General features: G+C 67.1%; 16 protein-coding genes. 7 read left to right on the top strand and 9 right to left on the bottom strand.

Translation table 11 applies throughout. From position 1 onward, the window contains the following. Positions 1-194 precede the first annotated feature (194 nt). Positions 195-2,129 carry a M61 family metallopeptidase gene (locus tag ACP7AB_RS03360; RefSeq protein WP_425987554.1) on the bottom strand — a complete coding sequence of 645 codons (1,935 nt, stop codon included), beginning with the start codon at positions 2,127-2,129 and terminating at the stop codon, positions 195-197. A gap of 208 nt (positions 2,130-2,337) precedes the next feature. After that, complete coding sequence (locus ACP7AB_RS03355) at positions 2,338-2,838, bottom strand: FKBP-type peptidyl-prolyl cis-trans isomerase (protein ID WP_425987553.1); 501 nt, start codon at positions 2,836-2,838, stop codon at positions 2,338-2,340. A gap of 329 nt (positions 2,839-3,167) precedes the next feature. Between ACP7AB_RS03355 and rpoB the strand changes: the two genes are divergently transcribed. The 3 genes from rpoB to ACP7AB_RS03340 all read left to right on the top strand — a co-directional run bounded on the left by rpoB (position 3,168) and on the right by ACP7AB_RS03340 (position 12,053). Continuing rightward, the gene (gene rpoB, locus ACP7AB_RS03350; RefSeq protein ID WP_425987551.1) at positions 3,168-7,283 is read left to right on the top strand and encodes a DNA-directed RNA polymerase subunit beta; all 4,116 of its coding nucleotides are present in this window, start codon (positions 3,168-3,170) and stop codon (positions 7,281-7,283) included. 285 nt (positions 7,284-7,568) lie between these two features. Then, on the top strand, positions 7,569-11,762 hold the full coding sequence (gene rpoC, locus ACP7AB_RS03345) for a DNA-directed RNA polymerase subunit beta' (protein WP_425987549.1): 4,194 nt from the start codon (positions 7,569-7,571) through the stop codon (positions 11,760-11,762). 120 nt (positions 11,763-11,882) lie between these two features. Beyond that, positions 11,883-12,053, top strand: coding sequence for a hypothetical protein (locus tag ACP7AB_RS03340; RefSeq protein ID WP_425987547.1), 171 nt, complete (start codon positions 11,883-11,885; stop codon positions 12,051-12,053). An 11-nt stretch (positions 12,054-12,064) separates the two neighbouring features. On the opposite strand, the gene ACP7AB_RS03335 is transcribed toward ACP7AB_RS03340, so the two are convergent. From ACP7AB_RS03335 to ACP7AB_RS03315, 5 genes are read right to left on the bottom strand one after another with little or no spacing between them, the layout of a single operon-like run. Further along, positions 12,065-12,865: a hypothetical protein gene (locus ACP7AB_RS03335; protein WP_425987545.1), complete on the bottom strand. Its 801-nt coding sequence runs from the start codon at positions 12,863-12,865 to the stop codon at positions 12,065-12,067. Positions 12,866-12,925: 60 nt separating this feature from the next. After that, a complete protein-coding gene (locus ACP7AB_RS03330; protein ID WP_425987543.1) occupies positions 12,926-13,327 on the bottom strand; it encodes a DUF5990 family protein in 402 nt (133 codons plus the stop codon). Continuing rightward, positions 13,320-14,060, bottom strand: a complete 741-nt coding sequence (locus tag ACP7AB_RS03325) for an NUDIX hydrolase (RefSeq protein ID WP_425987541.1) — start codon at positions 14,058-14,060, stop codon at positions 13,320-13,322. The genes ACP7AB_RS03330 and ACP7AB_RS03325 overlap by 8 nt, the downstream gene beginning before the upstream one ends. A 52-nt stretch (positions 14,061-14,112) precedes the next feature. Then, positions 14,113-14,253, bottom strand: coding sequence for a hypothetical protein (locus ACP7AB_RS03320; RefSeq protein ID WP_425987539.1), 141 nt, complete (start codon positions 14,251-14,253; stop codon positions 14,113-14,115). Next, positions 14,250-14,891: a hypothetical protein gene (locus tag ACP7AB_RS03315; RefSeq protein ID WP_425987537.1), complete on the bottom strand. Its 642-nt coding sequence runs from the start codon at positions 14,889-14,891 to the stop codon at positions 14,250-14,252. Before ACP7AB_RS03315 ends, ACP7AB_RS03320 begins: the two co-directional genes overlap by 4 nt. 159 nt (positions 14,892-15,050) lie before the next feature. Here ACP7AB_RS03315 and ACP7AB_RS03310 point away from each other — a divergent pair, with 159 nt between their 5' ends. Further along, a complete protein-coding gene (locus tag ACP7AB_RS03310) occupies positions 15,051-15,566 on the top strand; it encodes a TetR/AcrR family transcriptional regulator (RefSeq protein ID WP_425987535.1) in 516 nt (171 codons plus the stop codon). A gap of 17 nt (positions 15,567-15,583) precedes the next feature. Here ACP7AB_RS03310 and ACP7AB_RS03305 read toward each other — a convergent pair whose 3' ends face one another. Next, a complete protein-coding gene (locus ACP7AB_RS03305; RefSeq protein ID WP_426046091.1) occupies positions 15,584-16,405 on the bottom strand; it encodes a hypothetical protein in 822 nt (273 codons plus the stop codon). An 83-nt stretch (positions 16,406-16,488) separates the two neighbouring features. Continuing rightward, complete coding sequence (gene rnr / locus ACP7AB_RS03300; protein ID WP_425987531.1) at positions 16,489-18,819, bottom strand: ribonuclease R; 2,331 nt, start codon at positions 18,817-18,819, stop codon at positions 16,489-16,491. Positions 18,820-18,931: 112 nt separating this feature from the next. On the opposite strand from rnr, the gene ACP7AB_RS03295 reads away from it, so the two are divergent. Genes ACP7AB_RS03295 through ACP7AB_RS03285 form a run of 3 tightly spaced genes read left to right on the top strand, consistent with a single transcriptional unit; the run spans position 18,932 to position 22,343 of the window. After that, the gene (locus ACP7AB_RS03295) at positions 18,932-20,344 is read left to right on the top strand and encodes a pyridoxal-phosphate dependent enzyme (RefSeq protein ID WP_425987529.1); all 1,413 of its coding nucleotides are present in this window, start codon (positions 18,932-18,934) and stop codon (positions 20,342-20,344) included. Further along, positions 20,344-21,150 (top strand): dienelactone hydrolase family protein, encoded by an 807-nt coding sequence (locus tag ACP7AB_RS03290; protein WP_425987527.1) that lies wholly within the window; start codon positions 20,344-20,346, stop codon positions 21,148-21,150. The genes ACP7AB_RS03295 and ACP7AB_RS03290 overlap by 1 nt, the downstream gene beginning before the upstream one ends. Before the next feature lie 14 nt (positions 21,151-21,164). Continuing rightward, the gene (locus ACP7AB_RS03285; RefSeq protein ID WP_425987525.1) at positions 21,165-22,343 is read left to right on the top strand and encodes a trans-sulfuration enzyme family protein; all 1,179 of its coding nucleotides are present in this window, start codon (positions 21,165-21,167) and stop codon (positions 22,341-22,343) included. Positions 22,344-22,388 lie beyond the last annotated feature (45 nt).

Below are 22,388 nucleotides of genomic sequence, written 5' to 3'. Positions count from 1 at the left end.
GGCGGTTTGGGGGAGGGGCAAGGGGGAGGGCTTCTCCCTCCCACCTGGGGGAGGGTCGTCGCGTAGCGACGGGGTGGGGGCGGCATAGCGATGCGGACACGCAAGCTGTGGGTTTTACCTTGCCGCCCCCACCCGGTCTCCGCTGCGCTTCGACCACCCTCCCCCGAGGGGGAGGGAGAACCACATCCGTCGGACTACCGCCGCCTTGCCGTGAACAGGTCGCCCAGCCGGTCGGGGGCGCCTTCGATACGCTCCAGGTGCGGGTATTTCAGGCCCTCGTGATAGTCGAAGGCCACGGTGCGGTAGCGGGTTCCGTCGCGGACGATGAGTTCTATCTTCTGGTCCGTGCCCTTGGCGGCGGTGACGGCGACGCGAAGGGTGGCGGCGGAGGCGGCCTCGCCGTTGACGGCGATGATCTGCATGCCGATCGCCAACCCCTGTTCGAAGGCCGGACCGTTCCACTGGACGCTCGAGAGGGTGTTGTCGGCGCCGGTCATGAAGCCGAGCGAATAGATGAAGTCGTTGCGGCCGTACTCGGCCCAGAGCGTCTTCTGATAGTCGCTCATCGTGTCGGTATAGACGAGACGGTAGCCGCCGCGCGTCAGGCCATCCAGCGGCGCGCCGGGACCGTGCCCGTCCAGACGGGTGCGCAGGAAGGTCGCCCAGTCGTGTTCCATGACGCCGTTGAGCGTCTCGACGACCGTTTCGAAGGTGTAGGGGTTCGCGTCGTAATTCCCCTCCTGGACGCCGAAGAAGGCGCGGGCGAAGTCGTCGAGCGACTTGCGGCCTTTGGTCTGCTCGCGGATCAGGGTGTCGGCGTCGAGCCAGATCAGTTGGCCCTCGACGTAGTAGTCCTCGCTGCGCTGCCAGGACCGCCAGCCGATCGGGCGGCGCTGGGAGATAATCGGGTCGTTGACCGTGTCCTGCATCGCCCGCCATTCGCGACCGACGGTGTTGTCATAGGTGGCGGCGTCCATGGCCAGGGCGTCCAGCGCCTGCTGGCGGCTATGCAGGCCCGAGCGGGCGGCCAGAACCTTGCCCCAGAACTGGGTCTGGCCCTCGTAGACCCACAGAAGCTCGTTCTGCATGGGCAGGTTGAAGTTGGCGACATCCTGACCCGCCGGGCGGCGGTACTTGCCGTCCCAGGAGTGGGTGTATTCGTGGGCCAGCAGGTCGCGGTCGCCGAGCTTGCTGTCCCAGTCGGTGAAGAAGCCCGGATCGACGCTGTTCTCCGACGACCGGTGATGCTCCAGGCCGATGCCGCCCATCCGATCGGTCATGGCGACGAGGAAGTCATAGTGGTCGTACTGGCGCGTGCCGAACAGGCGGTCGGCCTGGACGACCAGGGTGCGCAGGATGCCGATCTGTTCGTCCGTCGGGGCGATGTTTTCGTCGGCGTCGGCGACGATGTTGAGGAGGACGGGCGAGCGGCCGCCCGGGTCGAGGTCGATCTGGCGATAGTGGTCGCCGGCGAACATCGGGCTGTCAACGAGGACGTCGAGCGGGACCGGCTGGAAGGTGGTGGTGGTGCCGGTCGAGCTGTCGGGGCGGAGAGCCGTGCCGTATTCCCAGCCTTCGGGCAGGGTGACGCCGGCCTGGATGGTGATGTTCCGGTGGAAGCGACCGGCTGGGTAAAGCAGCATCTTCTCCCACTGGATGTTGAGCATCTCGGCCGTCATCGTGATGCGGCCCTGGGCCCCGGTTGTCGGCGACAGGTGCTGGAACTCGGCCACCAGTTCGGTGGCGCCGGCCGGAACGACGATGTGGAAGGCGTAGGGGCTGAGCGCATCCCGCACCCATTCGATGCGCTGGCCGCCGGCGGTGAAGGTCAGGCCGGCAAGCTGGGTCACCGGGCCGACCGGGCCGTGGTTGCCGGGCAGCCATTCCGGGAAGAACAGGGTCATCGGGCCGGCGGCCTCGACCGGAATGGTCTCGCGCACGCGATAGATGCGGCGGTTCAGGTCCGTGGCGTCGACGTCGAGGCGGACGACGCCGGACCAGGCGCGATCGACGACGGCGGGGATGGGCTGGGGCGTCGGAGGCGTCTGAAGCGCCGTCTGGGCGAAGGTCGGCGAGGCCGAGGCGAGAAGGAGGGCCGCGAAACAGGCGGAGACGGCGAGACGCTTCATGATGCTGGGAATCCGGAGATGAACAGGTCGCCTATCAGCGCCGGGTGCGACAATCCGTCAAGTCATCCCGATCCGCTCATCCCCGCGAAGGCGGGGACCCAGTTCTGTGGTGAGGCAGAGCGTGTGAGACAGGCACCCGCGTGCAACGTCGGCAGTCATCGCCCAAAGCACTGGGTCCCCGCCTTCGCGGGGATGAGCGGAAGTTTTGTTACTTCACTTCCAGCAGTTCGACCTTGAACAGCAGGGTCGAGTTGGGCGGGAGTTCGTCGCCGCCGACCCAGCGGGCGCCGTAGCCGAGGTCGGCGGGGATGGCGAAATGGAAGGTCTCGCCGACACGCATCAGGGCGACACCCTCTGTCCAGCCCTTGATGACCCGGTTCAGCGGGAATTCGGCCGGTTCGCCCCGGTCGTAGGAGGAGTCGAATTTGCTGCCGTCTATGAAGGTCCCCTCGTAGTGGACCCGGACGGTCGACGTCTCGGTCGGTTGAGCACCCTCGGGATGGGCGGCGCCTTCACGGAGGTACTGGAGGCCGGTGGCCGTGGTGGTCCAGCCGCGACGGGCGCCGTTCCAGGCGAGGTAGGCGGCCTGACCGGCCTCGTACTCGGCGGGCGTCGAGTGGACGGTCGGGTCGACGACGGCGACAGGTTCCGGCGCGGTGGCGCAGGCGGCGAGGGCGGCGGCAGCGACGACGATGGGGATGATTTTCATGCGGCGACGCTAGCAGTCGAAAAAGCTCTTGCGAAGATGCCGGAAATCGGCGTGCGGGCCTTTATTTCGCCTGAGAAGCGCGTATATGTCCGCGTTCCGCAACACTCCCCATGAGTCTGCGCGAAAGCGCCGAGGCCCGGTCCGTCGCCCTCCGACCGAGCGAAGGCGTGGCTCCTTACCCAGGGAGCTCACCAGATTTCAGGCCTCCTGACCGCGAAAGCGAGTCGAGGGTGGAGGCCGAAACCGATTGTCACGGCGTGCTGCTCGCACTGCCGTGGCTGCTGCATTTTGCGCGTGGTCTCCCCCGGACCCGCGAATGGGAAAACAGAATGACTGACGTCCTGAACGGTCTCACCATCAATGGTCAGATCGCATCGGCCACGACCTTCACCGGCAAGAAGCGCATCCGCAAGTCCTTCGGGCGTATCCCCGAAGCGGTGGCGATGCCGAACCTGATCGAGGTCCAGCGCGCCTCCTACGAACAGTTCCTGCAGCGCGAGGTTCGTCCGGGCGTCCGCAAGGAACAGGGCATCGAGGCGGTCTTCAAGTCGGTCTTCCCGATCAAGGACTTCAACGAACGCGCTGTGCTGGAATACGTGTCCTACGAGTTCGAGGACCCCAAGTACGACGTCGAGGAATGCATCCAGCGCGACATGACCTATGCCGCGCCGCTGAAGGTCAAGCTGCGTCTGATCGTCTTTGAGGCGGACGAGGAAACCGGCGCGCGCTCGGTCAAGGACATCAAGGAACAGGACGTCTACATGGGGGACATCCCCCTGATGACGGACAAGGGGACCTTCATCGTCAACGGCACCGAGCGGGTGATCGTTTCGCAGATGCACCGCTCGCCGGGCGTCTTCTTCGACCACGACAAGGGCAAGACCCACAGCTCGGGCAAGCTGCTGTTCGCCGCCCGCGTCATCCCGTATCGCGGCTCGTGGCTGGACTTCGAGTTCGACGCCAAGGACGTGGTGTTCGTGCGTATCGACCGTCGCCGCAAACTGCCGGCGACCACCTTCCTCTATGCCCTGGGCATGGACGGCGAGGAGATCCTGCGCACCTTCTACGAGACCGTTCCCTACGAGAAGCGCGGCGAAGGCTGGGTCACCCCCTACAAGGCGGATCGCTGGAAGGGCGTGAAGCCCGAGTTCGACCTGGTCGACGCCGACACCGGCGAGATCGTCGCCTCGGCCGGCCAGAAGATCTCGGCCCGTGCGGCCAAGAAGCTGGGCGACACGACCAAGTCGCTGTCGCTGGCGGCTGACGCCCTGGTGACCCGCTACCTGGCCGCCGACGCCGTCAACTACGAGACCGGCGAAATCTACGCCGAGGCCGGCGACGAGCTCGACGCTCCGATCATCGAGCTGCTCGAAGAGCGTGGCTTCACCACCATCGACGTGCTGGACATCGACCACGTGACGGTCGGCGCCTACATGCGCAACACCTTGCGCGTGGACAAGAACACCGGCCGCGACGACGCTCTGTTCGACGTCTATCGCGTGATGCGTCCGGGCGAGCCGCCGACCACGGAAGCCGCCGAAGCCATGTTCAACTCGCTGTTCTTCGACAGCGAACGCTACGACCTGTCGGCCGTCGGCCGGGTCAAGATGAACATGCGTCTGGAAACGCCGGAAGTGTCCGACGAGACCCGCGTCCTGCAGAAGGACGACGTGCTGAAGGTCCTGCAGATCCTCGTCGGCCTGAAGGACGGCCGCGGCGAGATCGACGACATCGACAACCTCGGCAACCGCCGGGTCCGTTCGGTCGGCGAACTGCTGGAAAACCAGTACCGCGTCGGCCTGCTGCGCATGGAGCGCGCCATCAAGGAGCGCATGTCGTCGGTCGATATCGACACGGTGATGCCGCACGACCTGATCAACGCCAAGCCGGCCGCAGCCTCGGTGCGTGAATTCTTCGGCTCCTCGCAGCTGTCGCAGTTCATGGACCAGACGAACCCGCTGTCGGAAATCACCCACAAGCGTCGTCTTTCGGCGCTTGGCCCTGGCGGTCTGACGCGCGAGCGCGCCGGCTTCGAAGTCCGCGACGTGCACCCGACCCACTACGGCCGCATCTGCCCGATTGAAACGCCGGAAGGCCCGAACATCGGCCTGATCAACTCGCTGGCCACCCACGCCCGGGTGAACAAGTACGGCTTCATCGAGAGCCCGTACCGTCGGGTGAAGGACGGCAAGGCCCTGGACGAGGTGGTCTACATCTCGGCCATGGAGGAGTCGAAATACACGATCGCCCAAGCCAACATCCAGCTGAAGGACGGCATGATCGTCGAGGAGCTGGTCCCGGGCCGGATCAACGGCGACTCCCAGCTGCTGATCCGCGCTGACGTGGACATGATGGACGTGTCGCCGAAACAGGTCGTTTCGGTCGCCGCCGCCCTGATCCCGTTCCTGGAAAACGATGACGCCAACCGGGCCCTGATGGGCGCGAACATGCAGCGTCAGGCCGTGCCTCTGGTGCAGTCGGACGCGCCTCTGGTCGGCACCGGCATGGAGGCCGTCGTGGCCCGTGACTCGGGCGCCGTGGTCGTGGCTCGCCGCGACGGTGTTGTCGAACAGATCGACGGCACCCGGATCGTTGTCCGTGCGACCAACGAACAGGATGCCAGCCGTTCGGGCGTCGACATCTATCGCCTGTCGAAGTTCCAGCGCTCCAACCAGTCGACCTGCATCAACCAGCGCCCGATCGTGCGTGTGGGCGATGAGGTGAAGGTCGGCGACGTGATCGCCGACGGTCCCTCGACGGACCTGGGCGAACTGGCCCTGGGCCGGAACGCCCTCGTCGCCTTCATGCCCTGGAACGGCTACAACTTCGAGGACTCGATCCTGATCTCGGAGCGCATCGTGCGCGACGACGTCTTCACCTCGATCCACCTCGAGGAGTTCGAGGTGATGGCGCGTGATACGAAGCTCGGGCCGGAAGAAATCACCCGCGACATCCCCAACGTCGGCGAGGAAGCCCTGCGCAACCTCGACGAGGCCGGCATCGTGGCCATCGGCGCCGAGGTCCAGCCCGGCGACATCCTGGTCGGCAAGGTGACGCCGAAGGGCGAAAGCCCGATGACGCCGGAAGAGAAGCTGCTGCGCGCCATCTTCGGCGAGAAGGCTTCGGACGTCCGCGACACCTCGCTGCGTCTGCCGCCAGGCGTCGCCGGCACCATCGTCGACGTGCGCGTGTTCAACCGTCACGGCGTCGACAAGGACGAACGCGCCATGTCGATCGAGCGCGACGAGATCGAGCGCCTGGGCAAGGATCGCGACGACGAACTCGCGATCCTGGAACGCAACGTCTACGGCCGCCTGCGTCCGCTGGTCCTGAACAAGAACGCCGTCTCTGGTCCGAAGGGCCTGGGCCGCGGTGAAGTCACCGAAGCCAAGCTGGGCGAGCTGTCGCGCGGCCTGTGGTGGCAGATCGCCCTGGACGACGAGAAGGCGATGGGCGAGCTGGAGCAGATGAAGAAGTCGTTCGAGGACGCCCGCAAGGCGCTCGACCGTCGCTTTGAGGACAAGGTCGAGAAGCTCCAGCGCGGCGACGAACTGCCCCCCGGCGTGATGAAGATGGTCAAGGTGTTCGTGGCCGTGAAGCGCAAGCTTCAGCCCGGGGACAAGATGGCCGGTCGTCACGGCAACAAGGGCGTCATCTCCAAGATCCTGCCGATCGAGGACATGCCGCACCTGGAAGACGGGACCTCGGTCGACGTCGTTCTGAACCCGCTGGGCGTGCCCTCGCGCATGAACATCGGCCAGATCTTCGAAACCCACCTGGGTTGGGCGGCTGCTGGCCTTGGCAAGCAGATCGCTGGCCTGCTGGAAGCCTGGCAGGGCGGCGGCCAGAAGCAGGCGCTGATCGAGTATCTGACCGGCATCTACGGCGAGGACACCCCCCTGCCGCAGGAAGAGCACGAGCTGATCGAGCTGGCGCAGAACCTGTCGAAGGGGGTTCCGTTCGCGACACCCGTATTCGACGGCGCGCACATCTCGGACATCGAGGACCTGCTCGAGAAGGCGGGTCTGGAGCGTTCGGGTCAGTCGATCGTCTATGACGGTACGACCGGCGAGCAGTTCAAGCGTCCGGTCACGGTCGGCTACATCTACATGCTGAAGCTGCACCACCTGGTCGACGACAAGATCCACGCCCGCTCCATCGGTCCGTACTCGCTGGTCACCCAGCAACCGCTGGGCGGCAAGGCGCAGTTCGGCGGTCAGCGCTTCGGGGAGATGGAGGTCTGGGCTCTGGAAGCCTACGGCGCCGCCTATACCCTGCAGGAAATGCTGACGGTGAAGTCCGACGACGTGGCCGGCCGGACCAAGGTCTACGAGGCCATCGTGCGCGGCGACGACAGCTTCGAGGCGGGCATTCCCGAGAGCTTCAACGTTCTCATCAAGGAAATGCGCTCGCTGGGTCTGAACGTGGAGCTGGAGAACTCATAAGCGACGGGGAGAAATCCTCCCCCGTTGGGGGAGGGGGACCGCGGAGCGGTGGAGGGGGCAGCCCCAGACACCGAATGCGCGGCGGGGGGGGGGGGGGGGGGGGGGGGGGGGGGGGGGGGGGGGGGGGGGGGGGGGGCGCCCCCCCCCCCCGCCCCAGACACCGAATGCGCGGCGGGCCCCCTCCGTCACGGCGCGAAGAAGCGCCGCGCCACCTCCCCCAAGGGGGGAGGATTGGTGGGTCTCCATTCTGAATTTTTCGCGGTTAGTCCGCAGAAGGAAAACAAGATGAACCAGGAAGTCCTGAACATCTTCAACGCGGTCCCGGTCACCCCGACCTTCGACCAGATCAAGATCGCCCTGGCCTCGCCGGAAAAGATCCGCTCGTGGTCGTTCGGCGAGATCAAGAAGCCCGAGACGATAAACTATCGCACGTTCAAGCCCGAGCGTGACGGCCTGTTCTGCGCCCGTATCTTTGGTCCGACCAAGGACTATGAATGCCTGTGCGGCAAGTACAAGCGCATGAAATACAAGGGCATTATCTGCGAGAAGTGCGGCGTGGAGGTCACCCTGGCCCGCGTCCGGCGCGAGCGGATGGGCCATATTGAACTGGCGTCTCCGGTCGCCCACATCTGGTTCCTGAAGTCGCTGCCGTCGCGCATCTCGCTGATGCTGGACATGGCGCTGAAGGACGTGGAGCGCGTGCTCTACTTCGAGAACTACATCGTCACCGAGCCGGGCCTGACCCCGCTGAAGCAGAACCAGCTTCTGACGGAAGACGAGTTCTATCGCTACCAGGACGAGTTCGGCGATGACGGCTTCACTGCCGAGATCGGTGCCGAAGCCGTGCGCAACCTGCTGATGGGCATCGACCTGCATTCGGAGGCCGAGCGCCACCGCGGCGAGCTGGCCGACAGTCCGTCGGAAGTGAAGGCCAAGAAGGCCTCCAAGCGCCTGAAGCTGATCGAGGCCTTCCTCGAATCCGGCAACAAGCCCGAGTGGATGATCCTGACGGTCGTGCCGGTCATCCCGCCGGAACTGCGTCCGCTGGTGCCGCTGGACGGCGGCCGCTTCGCCACGTCCGACCTGAACGACCTGTACCGCCGGGTCATCAACCGCAACAACCGCCTCAAGCGCCTGATCGAACTGCGCGCCCCCGACATCATCATCCGCAACGAAAAGCGGATGCTGCAGGAATCGGTCGACGCCCTGTTCGACAACGGCCGTCGCGGTCGCGTCATCACGGGCGCCAACAAGCGTCCGCTGAAGTCGCTGGCCGACATGCTGAAGGGCAAGCAGGGCCGCTTCCGCCAGAACCTTCTGGGCAAGCGCGTCGACTACTCCGGCCGTTCGGTCATCGTCGTGGGCCCGGATCTGAAGCTGCACGAGTGCGGCCTGCCCAAGAAGATGGCGCTCGAGCTGTTCAAGCCGTTCATCTATGCGCGCCTGGACGCCAAGGGCCTTTCGGGCACCGTCAAACAGTCCAAGCGGATGGTCGAGCGCGAACAGCCCCAGGTGTGGGACATCCTCGAAGAGGTTATCCGCGAACACCCGGTGATGCTGAACCGCGCGCCGACGCTTCACCGTCTGGGCATCCAGGCGTTCGAGCCCAAGCTGATCGAGGGCAAGGCCATCCAGCTGCACCCGCTGGTCTGCGCCGCCTTCAACGCCGACTTCGACGGCGACCAGATGGCTGTCCACGTGCCGCTGTCGCTGGAGGCGCAACTCGAAGCGCGCGTGCTGATGATGTCGACCAACAACATCCTGTCGCCGGCCAACGGCAAGCCGATCATCGTGCCGTCGCAGGACATCGTCCTGGGTCTGTACTATCTGTCGCTGGTCAAGGACGGTGAGCCGGGCGAAGGCAAGCTGTTCGCCAACATCGGTGAGATCGACGCGGCGCTGGACGCCGCCGTGGTGACCCTGCACACCCGCATCAAGGCGCGCTGGAGCGAACAGGACGCCGAAGGCAACGAGATCACCAAGGTGATCGACACGACGCCAGGCCGGATGAAGCTGGGCGCCCTGCTGCCGCAGAACCCGAACGTCGGCTATCGCCTGCTCGAGAAGAACCTCACCAAGAAGGAAATCGGCAACCTGATCGACGTGGTCTATCGCCACTGCGGTCAGAAGGCGACGGTGATCTTCGCCGACCAGATGATGGGTCTGGGCTTCAAGGAAGCCGCCAAGGCCGGCATCTCGTTCGGCAAGGACGACATCGTGATCCCGGCCAAGAAGGTCGAGATCGTCGCCGCCACGCGCACCCTGGTCGAGGAATACGAGCAGCAGTACGCCGACGGCCTGATCACCAAGGGCGAGAAGTACAACAAGGTCGTTGACGCCTGGGCCAAGGCCACGGACCGGGTCGCCGACGAGATGATGGGCGAGATCGCGCAACCGCGCGTCCTGGCCTCGGGTCGTACCGCCGAGATCAACTCGGTCTATATGATGGCCAACTCCGGCGCCCGTGGTTCGCAGGCCCAGATGAAGCAGCTCGGCGGGATGCGCGGCCTGATGGCCAAGCCGTCCGGCGAGATCATCGAGACCCCGATCGTCTCGAACTTCAAGGAAGGCCTGACCGTCCTCGAATACTTCAACTCCACCCACGGCGCCCGCAAGGGTCTGGCCGACACCGCGCTGAAGACCGCCAACTCGGGTTATCTGACCCGTCGTCTGGTGGACGTGGCGCAGGACTCGATCGTCACCGAGGAAGACTGCGGTTCAACGCGGGGCATCACCCTGCGCGCCGTCGTCGAGGGCGGCGACGTCCTGGTCTCTCTGGGTCAACGCGTCCTGGGCCGCTACAACGCCGAGGACATCAAGGAGCCGGGCACCGATAATGTCCTGTTCCCCGCCGACACCTATCTGGTGGAGGACATCGTCGAGGTCATCGACCGCGAGGGTGTCCAGTCCATCAAGGTCCGTTCGGCCCTGACCTGCGAGGCCGAAGCCGGCATCTGCGGCATGTGCTACGGCCGTGACCTGGCGCGCGGCACCAACGTCAACATCGGCGAAGCGGTCGGCGTCATCGCGGCGCAGTCCATCGGCGAGCCGGGCACCCAGCTGACGATGCGGACGTTCCACATCGGCGGCACGGCCCAGGTGGCGGAAACCTCGTTCTACGAGGCGACCAACGCCGGCGTCGTCAAGGTTGTCGGCCCCACCGTCACCGGCGCCCACGGCGATCTGGTTTCGATGAGCCGCAACGTCGTCGTCACCGTCATGGTCGATGGCAAGGACCGTGAAAGCTACAAGATTCCCTACGGCGGCCGCCTGCGCGTCAAGGAAGGCTCCGAGGTCAAGAAGAACCAGCGTCTGGCGGAGTGGGACCCCTACACCACCCCGATCATCACCGAAGTCGGTGGCTCCGTTCGCTTCGAGGATCTGGTCGAAGGTCTGTCCTTCAAGGAAGAGACCGACGAGGCGACGGGCATCGCCCAGCGCGTCGTCATCGATTGGCGCGCCTCGCCGCGTGGTTCGGACCTGCGCCCGGCCATGGGCATCACCAAGGGCGATGAGTTCGCCAAGCTGGCCTCGGGCTCGGAAGCCCGCTACCTGCTGCCCGTCGGCGCCATCCTGTCGGTCGCCAACGGCGACGAGGTGAAGCCCGGCGAGATCCTGGCCCGTATCCCGACCGAGGGCGCCAAGACCCGCGACATCACCGGCGGTCTGCCGCGGGTGGCCGAGCTGTTCGAAGCGCGTCGTCCCAAGGACTGCGCGGTCATCGCCGAGATGGACGGCCGCGTCGAATTCGGTCGCGACTACAAGAACAAGCGCCGCATCAAGATCACGCCGGAACTGAACGCCGATGGCGAACAGGGTGAACCGGTCGAGTTCCTGATCCCCAAGGGCAAACACATCTCCGTCCACGACGGCGATCTGATCCAGAAGGGCGACTACATCATCGACGGCAACCCCGATCCGCACGATCTGCTGCGTATTCAGGGCGTCGAGGCGCTGGCCGAGTATCTCGTGAACGAAGTGCAGGAGGTCTATCGACTGCAGGGCGTGCCGATCAACGACAAGCACATCGAGGTGATCGTCCGCCAGATGCTGCAGAAGGTCGAGATCCTCGACTCGGGCGAAACCACCCTGATCCGCGGCGACACGGTCGAGGTGGCCGAGGCCGTGCTGGAGAACGAGAAGGTCGAGAAGCGTGGCGGCCGGATCGCCACCACCCAGCCCGTCCTGCTCGGCATCACCAAGGCGTCGCTGCAGACCCGCAGCTTCATCTCGGCGGCGTCCTTCCAGGAGACCACCCGCGTCCTCACCGACGCCTCGGTCCACGGCAAGAAGGACATGCTGGAAGGCCTGAAGGAGAACGTCATCGTCGGCCGACTGATCCCGGCCGGTACGGGCGCCTATCTGCGCGCCCTGCAGAAGGTGGCCAACGAACGCGACGCGGTCCTGACCAACAACCGCGAAGCGGCGGTCGAGCCCCTGCCGGCGGAACTGCAACTGGAGCTGGCCGAGAGCGAGTAATCGCTTTCGCAAGCTGAAGACTGAAGAGGGCGGCTCCGGAGACGGGGCCGCCCTTTTCGCATCCAGAGTTGACGGCTTTGCGGGCAAGGGAGACGATGGCGGCGTGCCGTGGGGATGCTGATGCTGGACTTTTTCATCACCTATCTGTCGTCCAGAGAGGGCAAGACGGTCGCAGCCATCCTGGCGGTCAGCCTGATGGTCTGGATCGTGGCGTCCAGCGCCAACCTCATGATCGATATGGGCGCCGCAGCGCACGACGCCTTCTGCCCGGACCACGGCTGGGCCGTTTAAGGAGCCGTCGGCTACTCCATCTTGCGATTGTTGCGCAGGCGCTCGTCCGTCATCTCGAAGCCGGGCCGCAGGTGGGCGCCGGCGCAGGAGCTTCGCAGATTGCCGCCCGGGCAGTCGGGGCTGGACATGACGATGCCGACGCCGGAGCGGGCTCCGCGCAGGGAGTCATGGGCGGCGAGAGCGGCCGCGCCGTCGCGGGCGAACTGGGCGTCGCGGCGCTGTTCCGAGGGCGTCAGGGTGCGCGGGCCGAGCGGACCGGCGCGGCCGGCAGCCGCGTTGAACCGGTCGTCGCAGAGTTGCTGTTCCGAGGCGGACAGGCGGCCGTCCATCGTCCGGCAGCCACCGGCGCCGAGGCGCATCGAACGGCCGACCGCGGCGGCCATTCCCTCGGGCGTCACCTGCCAGGGGTCGGCGGAGGCTGGGGGCGGTCCGACGAGGGGGCTGGCGCCGATCCGCGGGACCGGGGGAGTGGGGCGGTCCTCGTCCTCGTCCTCACGCGTGCGGTCGCGGGCGACGGATGGCACGGCCTCGCCGAGGACCGGGACCGTTTCGCGGGCAGCGGCGCTGGTGGGCGCGGGCTCGCGGGCGGTCTCGCCCTGCAGCAGCGGGCGCGGCTCCATCTCGACGAAGATCGGGAGGTCGGGGGTCTCGGTGAAGACCGGGGGATCGCCCGCGAACAGGCCGATGGCCAGCGGCGTCAGGACGAGCGCGTGAAGCAGGATCGAGGTCGCCAGCACCGCAGCGCGGCGCGACGACGATCGGCGGGCGGCGGGCGAGCGCCGATAAGAGATACTCAGGCCGGCGTTCGACACAGATCCTCCCCGTCGGTGCGGCCACGCTGACGGCGGACCGTGGCCGGAACAGGGCGCCAATCAGCCGATAGCGCGCCATGGAGAGAGCGGACGCACAGTCGCGCAGGCGGGAGTGCCGTCCCTGCCCCGGCCGGGGAGGGTGGTCGCGATCACGGCACCGGGTTTCAGCAGGTCGGCGGGGATGTCGTGGACGTCGATCTTGGCGCGGCGGCTGACGACGGCCAAACCCGGGAGCGCGCCGCCGATGGCGATGTAGACGAAGCGGCGTTCCTTGCCCTCCCGACGCACAAAGGTCCCGCCCAGCCTGCCGTCGGGGCGCAGATCGACGGGCATGTCGAAGGTCAGGGGCGCCTCGGTCGACAGGCGGATGTCGTGAGGCGCGTTCTTCGCGTCCTGGCGCCAGTAGTGCAGGCCCGGCACCGGATCGGCGATGGTCAGGCGCAGGGTGACGGTCTCAGTCATGGCTCACCAGATGGGCGCCGCGCACCATGCGGACAAACGGGAGGGGGCGATCCGTCCCGGCTCGTCGCTGCGCGCCGTCCGGGATGACAATCCGCTCGGCGACCTCGGCCAGGACGAAGCGGGTGATCGCGGGCAGATCGAGGGTGCGGGCCTCGTCCAGCGGGAGCCAGGCGATCTCGTCCAATTCGCCCGATCCGGCGGTCGGTTCTGGCGCCAGGAGGGCGGAGGCGTCGGCCATGAAGAAGCGGGCATCGAACCGGCGGGTGCGGCCGGGCGGGGTGATGGCGCGGGCGATGTAGGACAGGGCCGCGAGGTCTGGCAGGGCGCCGGCCTGACGAAACTCCCGCCACGGTCCGGCGACGGAGGCGGGCGGGGCAAGGCGGCCGAGGATCAGTCCGGTCTCCTCAAAGGTCTCGCGCACGGCGGTCAGGCACAGGGCGCGGGCGCGATGCGGCGCCAGTTCGGCTTCGAGACGGGCGCGGGTGGGGCCGGAGGGTTCAGCGCCCGCAGCCGCGGTAAAGTCGGCGCGGTCGATGCGGCCGCCGGGGAAGACCCATTTGGACGCCATGAAGACATGGCCCGGCGCGCGGCGTCCCATGAGCACCTGGGGCCTCTTGCCGCTCCGGACCAGGATCAGGGTGGCGGCGTCCTTGGGGCGCTGGCGCGGACCAGCCGCTCGGGGGGCGTCGCGGAGATCCTGGGCGGCGTCGAAGGGCTGGAGGGGCGACGGCATTCTCGACCGATGCCACGGGGGCGCCGGCAAGGAAAGCGCGGCCGTCGCGCGGTCACCCGAGGACGCGGCCGATGCGGACGAGGGTTCCGCCGTGATCGCTGATGACCTCGAACCCGAGCCGGCCGTCGAAGGCGGTGCTGGCGTCGAACTCGTGGGTGGGCATGATGGCCGCCGCGTGATGCTGTTCCGTCATTCGATCTCTCTGTCCGGGCGGGCGAGGATCATGGTCGCGGCGACGGCCAGCGACCAGAGGGCGAATGCGGCCATGGCGGCGACCGCCACCTGCAGGCCAAAGTCGCCGTCCGTCGTCGTGTGCCAGAGGGCGAGGCCGAGAATCACGACGCCCAGAGCCGCCGCCACGCGACCTGCCAAGGACCGGCGCCAGAGCCCGGGAGTCCATGAGGCGGCGCCAAGAGCGACCAGGACCGTGCCGAGGGCGGTGAGGCTCTGGTTGAGTGCCCAGAAGGCGCGTCCGCCGGCCTCGCGGACGGCGGGGTCCGAGGTCGACGCCAGCAGTCGTCCGGTCGCGAACCCGTTGACCAACGCCGCCCCGGCCAAGGCTAGGAAGCCCGCGCCGAGGAGAAGCGCGCCGGTGCGGGTCAGGATGCGGGTTTCGTCGAGTTGTCGCTTCACGCCATCGAACCCGATGGCGAGGGCGAGGAGGCAGCCGATCATGGCGGCGTGAACAAAGCCATTGCTCCAGTCGCTGAGGAACTGTCCGTCGTCGTGGGTGGTGGAGAGTGAGGTCGGATGGTGCAACATCAGGACGAGGGCGAGTCCGGTCGCTGCGGCGATGATGGCGCCGTCAGCGCGGGTCTGGTTGGCGGTCATGTGAGTTCCCCGTTTCAGAGGATCTCTGTGCCGGGAGCGCACGAGCCAGGCGACGGGCGAAGCCGGGCGGAGTCCGGTAGCGGACGAACCCGAGCAAAAGTCCGGAACGAGGGGTGGGTACGGGCTGAACCCCGGCGGGCGATCGGCTAGGGTTCGGGCATGACACAGGCGGCCGAGGATCTCGATCGACGCAGCCAGCGGACCCGCAAGGCGGTGTTCGACGCCTTCACGCGGCTGGTCTTCTCGCGTCGCTACGGCGCCATCCGGACGTCGGACCTGATCGAGGAGGCGGGTGTCGGGCGCTCGACCTTCTATGAGCATTTCCGCAACAAGGACGACGTGATGGTCTGGGCCATCGATCCGATCTTTGCGCCCCTTGCCGAGGCGGCGGCCGGTCAGGCGAGCCTGCCCCGGCTGCGGTTCGTGCTGGACCACCTGTGGGAACGCCGGGCGCTGGCCCGGGTGATGTTCGAGCCGCCGCTGTCGCCGAAGATGCACAGGAAGCTGGCGACGATGATCGAGGCCCGACTGGGGGAGGAGAGCGACGGCGTACCGGCGGTCATGACCGCCGCCGCCTCAGCCGCCGCCCAGCTGGCCCTGCTGCGGATATGGTTGAGTGGAGAGGCACCGTGCGAGCCGGCGGTGCTGGCGCGCAGGCTGGCGGAAGACCGCTGACCGGCCTTCAGCAGGCTTCACTCGGTGCGACGGCGCCAATAGGCGACGAGGATGACCTTCTGCGGCGTATCCGTCGTCGTTCGAGAACGGCCGTATTCCTGGTCAAGGCCGAGGGCGTTGCCGGTTAGGATCATGAAGCGCACCTCAGCGCTCGGATCGGTGTGGAGGGCGAGAGGGCTGACACCCGTGACCTCGCAGAGCGTGGCGCTGCAACGGGCCCGTAAGGAGTCCGCGCCGTCGGCGAACAGCGGAAGCGCGCGATAGGCGGTCAGCAGGGCCGCCTCCGTGGCCGAAGACCACGCCGCGTCCCTCCTTCCGGCCGCGACCTCGTTGGCAAGGGCGGCGCGATCTGGTCGGGCCGCGTCCTCGTCGTCAAGGGCGGCCCAATCGGGTCCGGGCGCGTCCGTCGTGAACACGGAACGGGCGCTATCGATGCTCTGGCCAGGTGAGGCGAGCGGGACGGCGGTCTGCTGGGCGAGGATCGCGGCGGCGAGAAGGACGGCGGCGGCCATGGGAAGTCTCCATCGGTGGGACGCACGTCGGTGTGCGTCTGGGCGAGGGAGTTCTGCCGCCGGCTCATCAGTCGGGGCGAGGCCGATAAAGTCGTGACGATTTTCTCGGGCCACGATCAGGCGGGCGATCTCGCGGCTGGAGCCGATTCCGGTCTTTCGGCGGGCCGATCGGAACCGCTCGTTGACGGCGGTCTCGGACATCGAGCGCAGCGTCGCGATCGATTTCGCGGTGTGTCCACGGCCTAAAAGGCCCAGCAGATCACGCTCCACGGCGTTCAGCCGGTCGAGGGCGCTGTCGGTCTCCGGAATCGTTGGGGGCGGGCTCATGGTCATGCGCCATGCTGGACCGACGGGGTGACGCCGGGCAAGCGGGGGGGGGGCACGATGGCGCGGGCGTCCGGGACCGGCCTCTAACGCCGCTTGCCCTTGCGGACGCCCTTGGGCGTGCCGCCGCGCGGGGGCTTGGGGCCGCCGGGGCGGCCGAGGCCGCGTTTGGGCGGGCCGTTTCCGCCTGTGCCGGGGCCGCGTCCGCGCAGGCCGAGGCGGGGGGCGGGGGCGTTGGGGTCGCGGGGTTCGGCGTCACTGAGCATTTCGAACAGCAGGCCGCCGGTGATCGGGGTGGCCTCCTTGAGCTTGACCTCGACGGTGCGGCCGAGGGTGTAGCGCTGGCCCGAGCGTTCGCCGACGAGGGCGTGGGCGCGGTCGTCGTGGGTGAAATACTCATTGCCCAGCGAGGAGACGGGCACGAGGCCGTCGGCCCCGGTTTCGTCGAGGCGCACGAACAGGCCGAACCGGGTCACGCCGGTGATCCGGCCGGTGAAGGTGGCGCCGACGCGGTCCTGAAGGAAGGCGGCGACATAACGGTCCATGGCGTCGCGCTCGGCGGCCATGGAGCGACGCTCGGTCAAGGTCACCTGATCGGCGATGGCGGGCAGTTCGGCGATCTCGCGGTCGGTCAGGCCGTCGCTGCCGAGGTTCAGGGCGCGGATCAGGCCCCGGTGCACGATCAGGTCGGAATAGCGCCGGATCGGCGAGGTGAAGTGGGCGTAGCGGTCCAGGTTCAGGCCGAAGTGGCCGACGTTGTCCGGCGAGTAGATGGCCTGCATCTGGGAGCGCAGGACGACCTCGTTGACCACCTCGGCATGGGGGCCGTCGCGGGTCTCGTCCAGCAGTTTGTTGAACCGTTTGGTGGTCGGGGCCTCGCCCTTGTTCCACGGCTTGCCGATGGTCGACAGGAAGTCGGCGAGGTTGAAGACCTTTTCCTGGCTCGGCGTGTCGTGGACGCGGAAGATCAGGGGGGTCTTCTTTTGCTCCAGGGTTTCGGCGGCGCAGACGTTGGCCTGAACCATCATCTCCTCGATCAGGCGGTGGGCCTCCAGCGAAACGCGCTTCTCGATCGAGGCGATCCCGCCGTCTGGCGACATGCGGATGCGGCGTTCGGCGGAGTCGATCTGCAAGGGGGCGCGCTTCAGCCGGCCCTTCAGCATGGTGTGGTAGGCGTTCCACAGCGGATACAGGATCGTGTCCATGATCGGACCGGTCGCGTCGTCGGTCCCGCCGCCCTTTTCCACCCCGTCGATGGCCGCCTGGGCCTGTTCGTAGGAGAGTTTGGCGTGGCTGCGCATCAGGCCGCGGTGGAACTTGTGGCCCAGTTTGCGGCCCTCCCTGTCGAAGACCATACGCACGGCGAGGGTGGCGCGGTTCTCGCCCTCCTTGAGGCTGCACAGGCCGTTCGACAGTCGCTCGGGCAGCATCGGCTCGACGCGGTCGGGGAAGTAGGTGGAGTTGCCCTTGGCGCGCGCCTCGCGGTCGAGGCTGGTGTTGGGGCGGACGTAGGCGGCGACGTCGGCGATGGCGACCCAGACGATCCAGCCGCCCTCGTTCTCCGGATCGTCGTCGCGCTGGGCGAAGACTGCGTCGTCGTGGTCGCGTGCGTCGGCTGGGTCGATGGTGATGAAGGGAATGTCGCGCAGGTCGTCGCGGCCCTTCAGCGTCGGCAGGTCCTGGTTTTCGGCCTCCTGTTCCACGGCTTCCGAGAAGCCCATGGGGACGCCGTGGGTGTGGATGGCGATCAGGGAGGCGGCGCGGGGGTCGTCCTCGCGGCCGACGGTCTCCAGGATCTTGCCGCGCTTGTGGCCGTAGCGCTGGTCGGACTTCTCGATGGCGGCCAGCACGAGATCGCCGTCGCGCAGGTCACCGGCGAGGATCTGCGGAATGATCAGGACGTCCTTCGAGCGCCGGTCGACGGGCTCGACGCGGGTCTCCTTGTTGGACTTGCGGATGACGCCGAGGACGCGGTTGTTGTTCGTGTCGAGTTTCTTGATCAGCCGGGCTTCCCAGCCGTTCGGGCCATGCTCGAACTTCGCCAGGACACGGTCGCCGAGGCCGGGGGCCGGGCCGGGCTTGCCCTTGTCGGGAATGAGGAGGGCCTTGGGCGCGTCTGCCGAGGCCTCGACCATGCGGACGTAGAGTTCGCCATCGATGTCTTTTTCAACCACGTCGGCGACGCCGACGGGGGGCAGGGCGCCGGCTTCGGAGAAGCCCTTCCTGCCCCGTTTACCGAGCTTGCCGTCCGATTCGAGCCCGCGGATCATTTCGCGCAGGCGGCGGCGATCCTCGCCCTTGAGGCCGAAGTGCCGGGCGATATCGCCCTTTTCCGCACTTCCGGCATCGCGCAGGAAGGCCAGCAGGGTGGCCTCGTCCGGCAATCCGGCGACGGGTTTTCTGGGTGTTTTGGTCATTGAGTTCCTATGTAGGGCGCTTCGCGTAAAAGGGCGAAATCTTGCGCCGCTTGACCGGATGAAGTCGGGCGATCAGCTTCCGCCGCGCCCGTCCGTCCCGGAGTTATTCTGAATGTCTTCCCTGCCGCTGTCCGAAAACCCGACCCTGAGCGCGCCGACCGGCTCGCTGCTGGACCTGATCGGCAAGACGCCGATGGTGGAGGTCACGCGGATCGACACCGGGCCTTGCCGGCTGTTCCTGAAGCTCGAGGCGCAGAACCCGGGCGGGTCGATCAAGGACCGCATCGCGCTGTCGATGATCGCGGCGGCGGAGGCGGAAGGGTGGTTGAAGCCCGGCGGCACCATCGTCGAGGCGACGGCTGGAAACACGGGCCTGGCGCTCACTCTCGTGGGTCAGGCCAGAGGATATAAGGTGTTGCTGGTCATCCCTGACAAGATGTCCAAGGAAAAAATCCAGCACCTGAGAGCCATGGGGGCCGATGTGCGCCTGACGCGGTCGGACGTCGATCACGGGCACCCGGAATATTACACGGACATGGCGGAACGGCTGGCGCAGCAGATTCCGGGTGGATTCTTCGTCAACCAGTTCGCCAACGCGGCCAACTCCGAGGCGCACGTCAGGACCACAGGGCCGGAGATCTGGGAACAGATGGGCCACGACATCGACGCCTATGTCGCCGGCATCGGCTCGGGCGGCACCATCACGGGCGTGGCCCAGTATCTGAAGAGCCAGGGGTCGGCGGCCGAGATCATCCTGGCCGATCCGGTCGGGTCGGTGCTGGCGGGCATCGTCAATGACGGCGTGCCGAGCCCGGAAGGCAGCTACACCGTCGAAGGCATCGGCCAGAACTTCGTGCCGGACACGGCGGACATGACCCTGATCGACAAGGCCTATTCGATCCCGGACGCCGAGGCCGTGGCGACGGTGCGCGAGCTGCTGCTGAAGGAAGGCATACTGGCGGGATCGTCGTCGGGGACGCTGATCGCGGCGGCCCTGCGCTGGTGCCGGGAACAGACGGAGCCGAAGCGCTGCGTGACCTTCGTCTGTGATACGGGCGCCAAATATCTGTCCAAGGTCTACAATGACGCCTGGCTGGCGGATCAGGGGCTCGGCGAGCGCGAGCTGCATGGCGACCTGTCGGACCTGATCTCGCGCAAATACGAGAAGGGCGACGTGGTCACGGCCGGGCCTGACGACACCCTGGACACCGCCTTCAAGCGGATGCGCGGGGCGGACGTGTCGCAACTGCCGATCATTCAGGACGGCCACCTGGTCGGTATTCTGGACGAGAGCGATCTGGTCCATGTGATGAACACCGACGAGATCACGCGCAAGGAGCGGTTCGCCAAGCCGGTGTCCTCGGCCATGACGCGCGATCTGGACACGGTGCAGGTCAATGAGCCGCTGGAAGCCCTGATCCCCCTGTTCGACCGCGACCGGGTGGCGATCGTGCTGGACGGCGAAAAGTTCGTCGGCCTGATCGCGCGCGTCGACCTGATCAACCACCTCAGCCTGAACCGCTGATGGGGTCGCGCCTGGTCAGAAGGGCGCTGCTGTGCGGCCTGGCCGGGATCGTCCTGCCGGCCCGGGCCCGGGCCCAGACACAGCCGCAGACGCAGACGCAGACGCAGCCGGGCAGGCGTGGGTTCGGGAACCAGCTTCCGTCGCCCCCCGCCAATGCCGACCAGTTGCCGGCTGAGTTGTTCACCTATCAGAGCCGGGGCCGGCCCATTCGGGCCGCCGCCTACCGACCGCTGGGAACGCCGCGCGGCGGCGTGGTGCTGTTGCACGGATCGGGGGGGATCGGACCGGAACAACTGGGCCTCGCACAGAAATTCGCCGGGGACGGCTATCTGGCTTTGGTCCCGACCTATCTGGACGCGGCCCAGGACGACACGGTGCGCGGCCTGCCGATCATGTCGGCGTGGCGAGACTGCGCGATCGATGCGGTGACCTGGCTGGTCGAGCAGGGGATCGCGCCGGAGCGCACCGGGATTACGGGCTATTCTCTGGGGTCCTTCATCGCCGTCGACGGCGCCTTGGGCGGGGGCGTAGCGGCGGCGGCGATCGGCATCGCTGCGGGGCAGGAGGTCTATCCCCTGCGTCGGACTCGCCGGACGATCCCGATCCTGCTGATCCGGGCCGGGAACGACCGCGTCGTGACGGCGCGCGGCACGGAGATGTGGCGCGAGGACCTGGAAGAGGCGAACGTTCCGGTGCGGGTGCAGGTCGTGCGCGGCGCCGGCCATCTGATGAACCGAGCCCAGTGGGACGCGGTCTATGACCGCGCCCTGAATTTCTTCAACGGCACTATTGGCCGCGTCCCGTAAGCACAGGATTTTCCATGGCGACCCTCAAGAACAGCCAGGGCTTCTCGACCCGCGCCATCCACGCGGGCCAGCGACCTGATCCGACGACCGGCGCGGTGATGACGCCGATCTACGCCACCTCGACCTACGCCCAGGAAAGCCCGGGCGTGAACAAGGGCTATGAGTATGCGCGGGGCAAGAACCCGACGCGCGAGGCGTTCGAGGCCTGCATCAACGACCTGGAGGGCGGGGTCCAGGCCTTTGGCTTCGGCTCCGGCATGGCGGCGACCTCGACGGCGCTGGAGCTGCTGGACGCGGGTTCGCACATCGTCACCGGTGACGACCTGTACGGCGGGTCGTGGCGGTTGTTCGAGCGGGTGCGGCGGCGCTCGATGGGGCTGGACTTCGCCTATGTCGACATGGCCGATCTGACCAGGGTCGAGGCGGCGATCACGCCGAAGACGAAGATGATCTGGGCCGAGACGCCCACTAATCCGCTGATGAAGCTGGCGGACATCGCGGGGCTGTCGGTCATCGCGAAGAAGCACGGCCTGCTGCTGGTGGTGGACAACACCTTCGCCACGCCGTGGAGCCAGAGGCCGCTGGCGCTGGGCGCCGATGTGGTCATGCATTCGGCGACCAAATACCTGAATGGCCACTCCGACATCATCGGCGGGGTTCTGGTGGCGGGGTCTGAGGAGGTCGCGAAGGAACTGAAGTTCCTCCAGAATTCCATCGGCGGGGTGATGGGACCGTTCGACGCCTTTCTGGCCAACCGGGGGCTGAAGACGCTCGGCCTGCGCATGAAGGCGCATAACGAGAACGCCCTGGCCATCGCCCGCTGGCTGGAAGATCGCGTCGGCAAGCCCGGCGGCGGGGTGGCCAGGGTCATCTATCCGGGCCTGATCAGCCACCCCCAGCACGAGCTGGCGACGCACCAGATGAACGGTCGCTACGGCGGCATGGTCACAGTGATCATCGACGGCGACCTGGCGCGGACGAAACAGGTTCTGGAGCGGGTTCAGGTCTTCACCCTGGCGGAATCGCTGGGCGGGGTCGAAAGCCTGGTCAATCACCCGGCCATCATGACCCATGCCTCTGTGCCCAGGGAGGTGCGCGAGGCGGGCGGGGTGACCGAGAGCCTGATCCGCCTGTCGGTCGGGGTCGAGGACCTGGACGACCTGATCGCCGACCTGAACCAGGCGCTGGCCTGAAACGACCGGGCTGAAACGACAGAGGGCGGCCTGCAAGGGCCGCCC

The sequence above is a fragment of the Brevundimonas sp. TWP3-1-2b1 genome, assembly GCF_049896165.1.
In the GTDB taxonomy this organism is placed as follows: domain Bacteria; phylum Pseudomonadota; class Alphaproteobacteria; order Caulobacterales; family Caulobacteraceae; genus Brevundimonas; species Brevundimonas subvibrioides_B.
Note: the sequence above shows the minus strand (reverse complement) of the source record. Positions and strands in the feature narration are given on the sequence as shown.

Coding starts and splice junctions, on each gene's coding strand:
- ACP7AB_RS03320 (WP_425987539.1), bottom strand. CDS start 14,253: ATGACGGAACAGCATCACGCGGCGGCCATCATGCCCACCCACGAGTTC.
- ACP7AB_RS03325 (WP_425987541.1), bottom strand. CDS start 14,060: ATGCCGTCGCCCCTCCAGCCCTTCGACGCCGCCCAGGATCTCCGCGAC.
- ACP7AB_RS03360 (WP_425987554.1), bottom strand. CDS start 2,129: ATGAAGCGTCTCGCCGTCTCCGCCTGTTTCGCGGCCCTCCTTCTCGCC.
- ACP7AB_RS03295 (WP_425987529.1), top strand. CDS start 18,932: ATGTCTTCCCTGCCGCTGTCCGAAAACCCGACCCTGAGCGCGCCGACC.
- ACP7AB_RS03315 (WP_425987537.1), bottom strand. CDS start 14,891: ATGACCGCCAACCAGACCCGCGCTGACGGCGCCATCATCGCCGCAGCG.
- ACP7AB_RS03330 (WP_425987543.1), bottom strand. CDS start 13,327: ATGACTGAGACCGTCACCCTGCGCCTGACCATCGCCGATCCGGTGCCG.
- ACP7AB_RS03310 (WP_425987535.1), top strand. CDS start 15,051: ATGACACAGGCGGCCGAGGATCTCGATCGACGCAGCCAGCGGACCCGC.
- ACP7AB_RS03305 (WP_426046091.1), bottom strand. CDS start 16,405: ATGAGCCCGCCCCCAACGATTCCGGAGACCGACAGCGCCCTCGACCGG.
- ACP7AB_RS03290 (WP_425987527.1), top strand. CDS start 20,344: ATGGGGTCGCGCCTGGTCAGAAGGGCGCTGCTGTGCGGCCTGGCCGGG.
- rpoB (WP_425987551.1), top strand. CDS start 3,168: ATGACTGACGTCCTGAACGGTCTCACCATCAATGGTCAGATCGCATCG.
- ACP7AB_RS03355 (WP_425987553.1), bottom strand. CDS start 2,838: ATGAAAATCATCCCCATCGTCGTCGCTGCCGCCGCCCTCGCCGCCTGC.
- rnr (WP_425987531.1), bottom strand. CDS start 18,819: ATGACCAAAACACCCAGAAAACCCGTCGCCGGATTGCCGGACGAGGCC.
- ACP7AB_RS03285 (WP_425987525.1), top strand. CDS start 21,165: ATGGCGACCCTCAAGAACAGCCAGGGCTTCTCGACCCGCGCCATCCAC.
- rpoC (WP_425987549.1), top strand. CDS start 7,569: ATGAACCAGGAAGTCCTGAACATCTTCAACGCGGTCCCGGTCACCCCG.
- ACP7AB_RS03340 (WP_425987547.1), top strand. CDS start 11,883: ATGCTGGACTTTTTCATCACCTATCTGTCGTCCAGAGAGGGCAAGACG.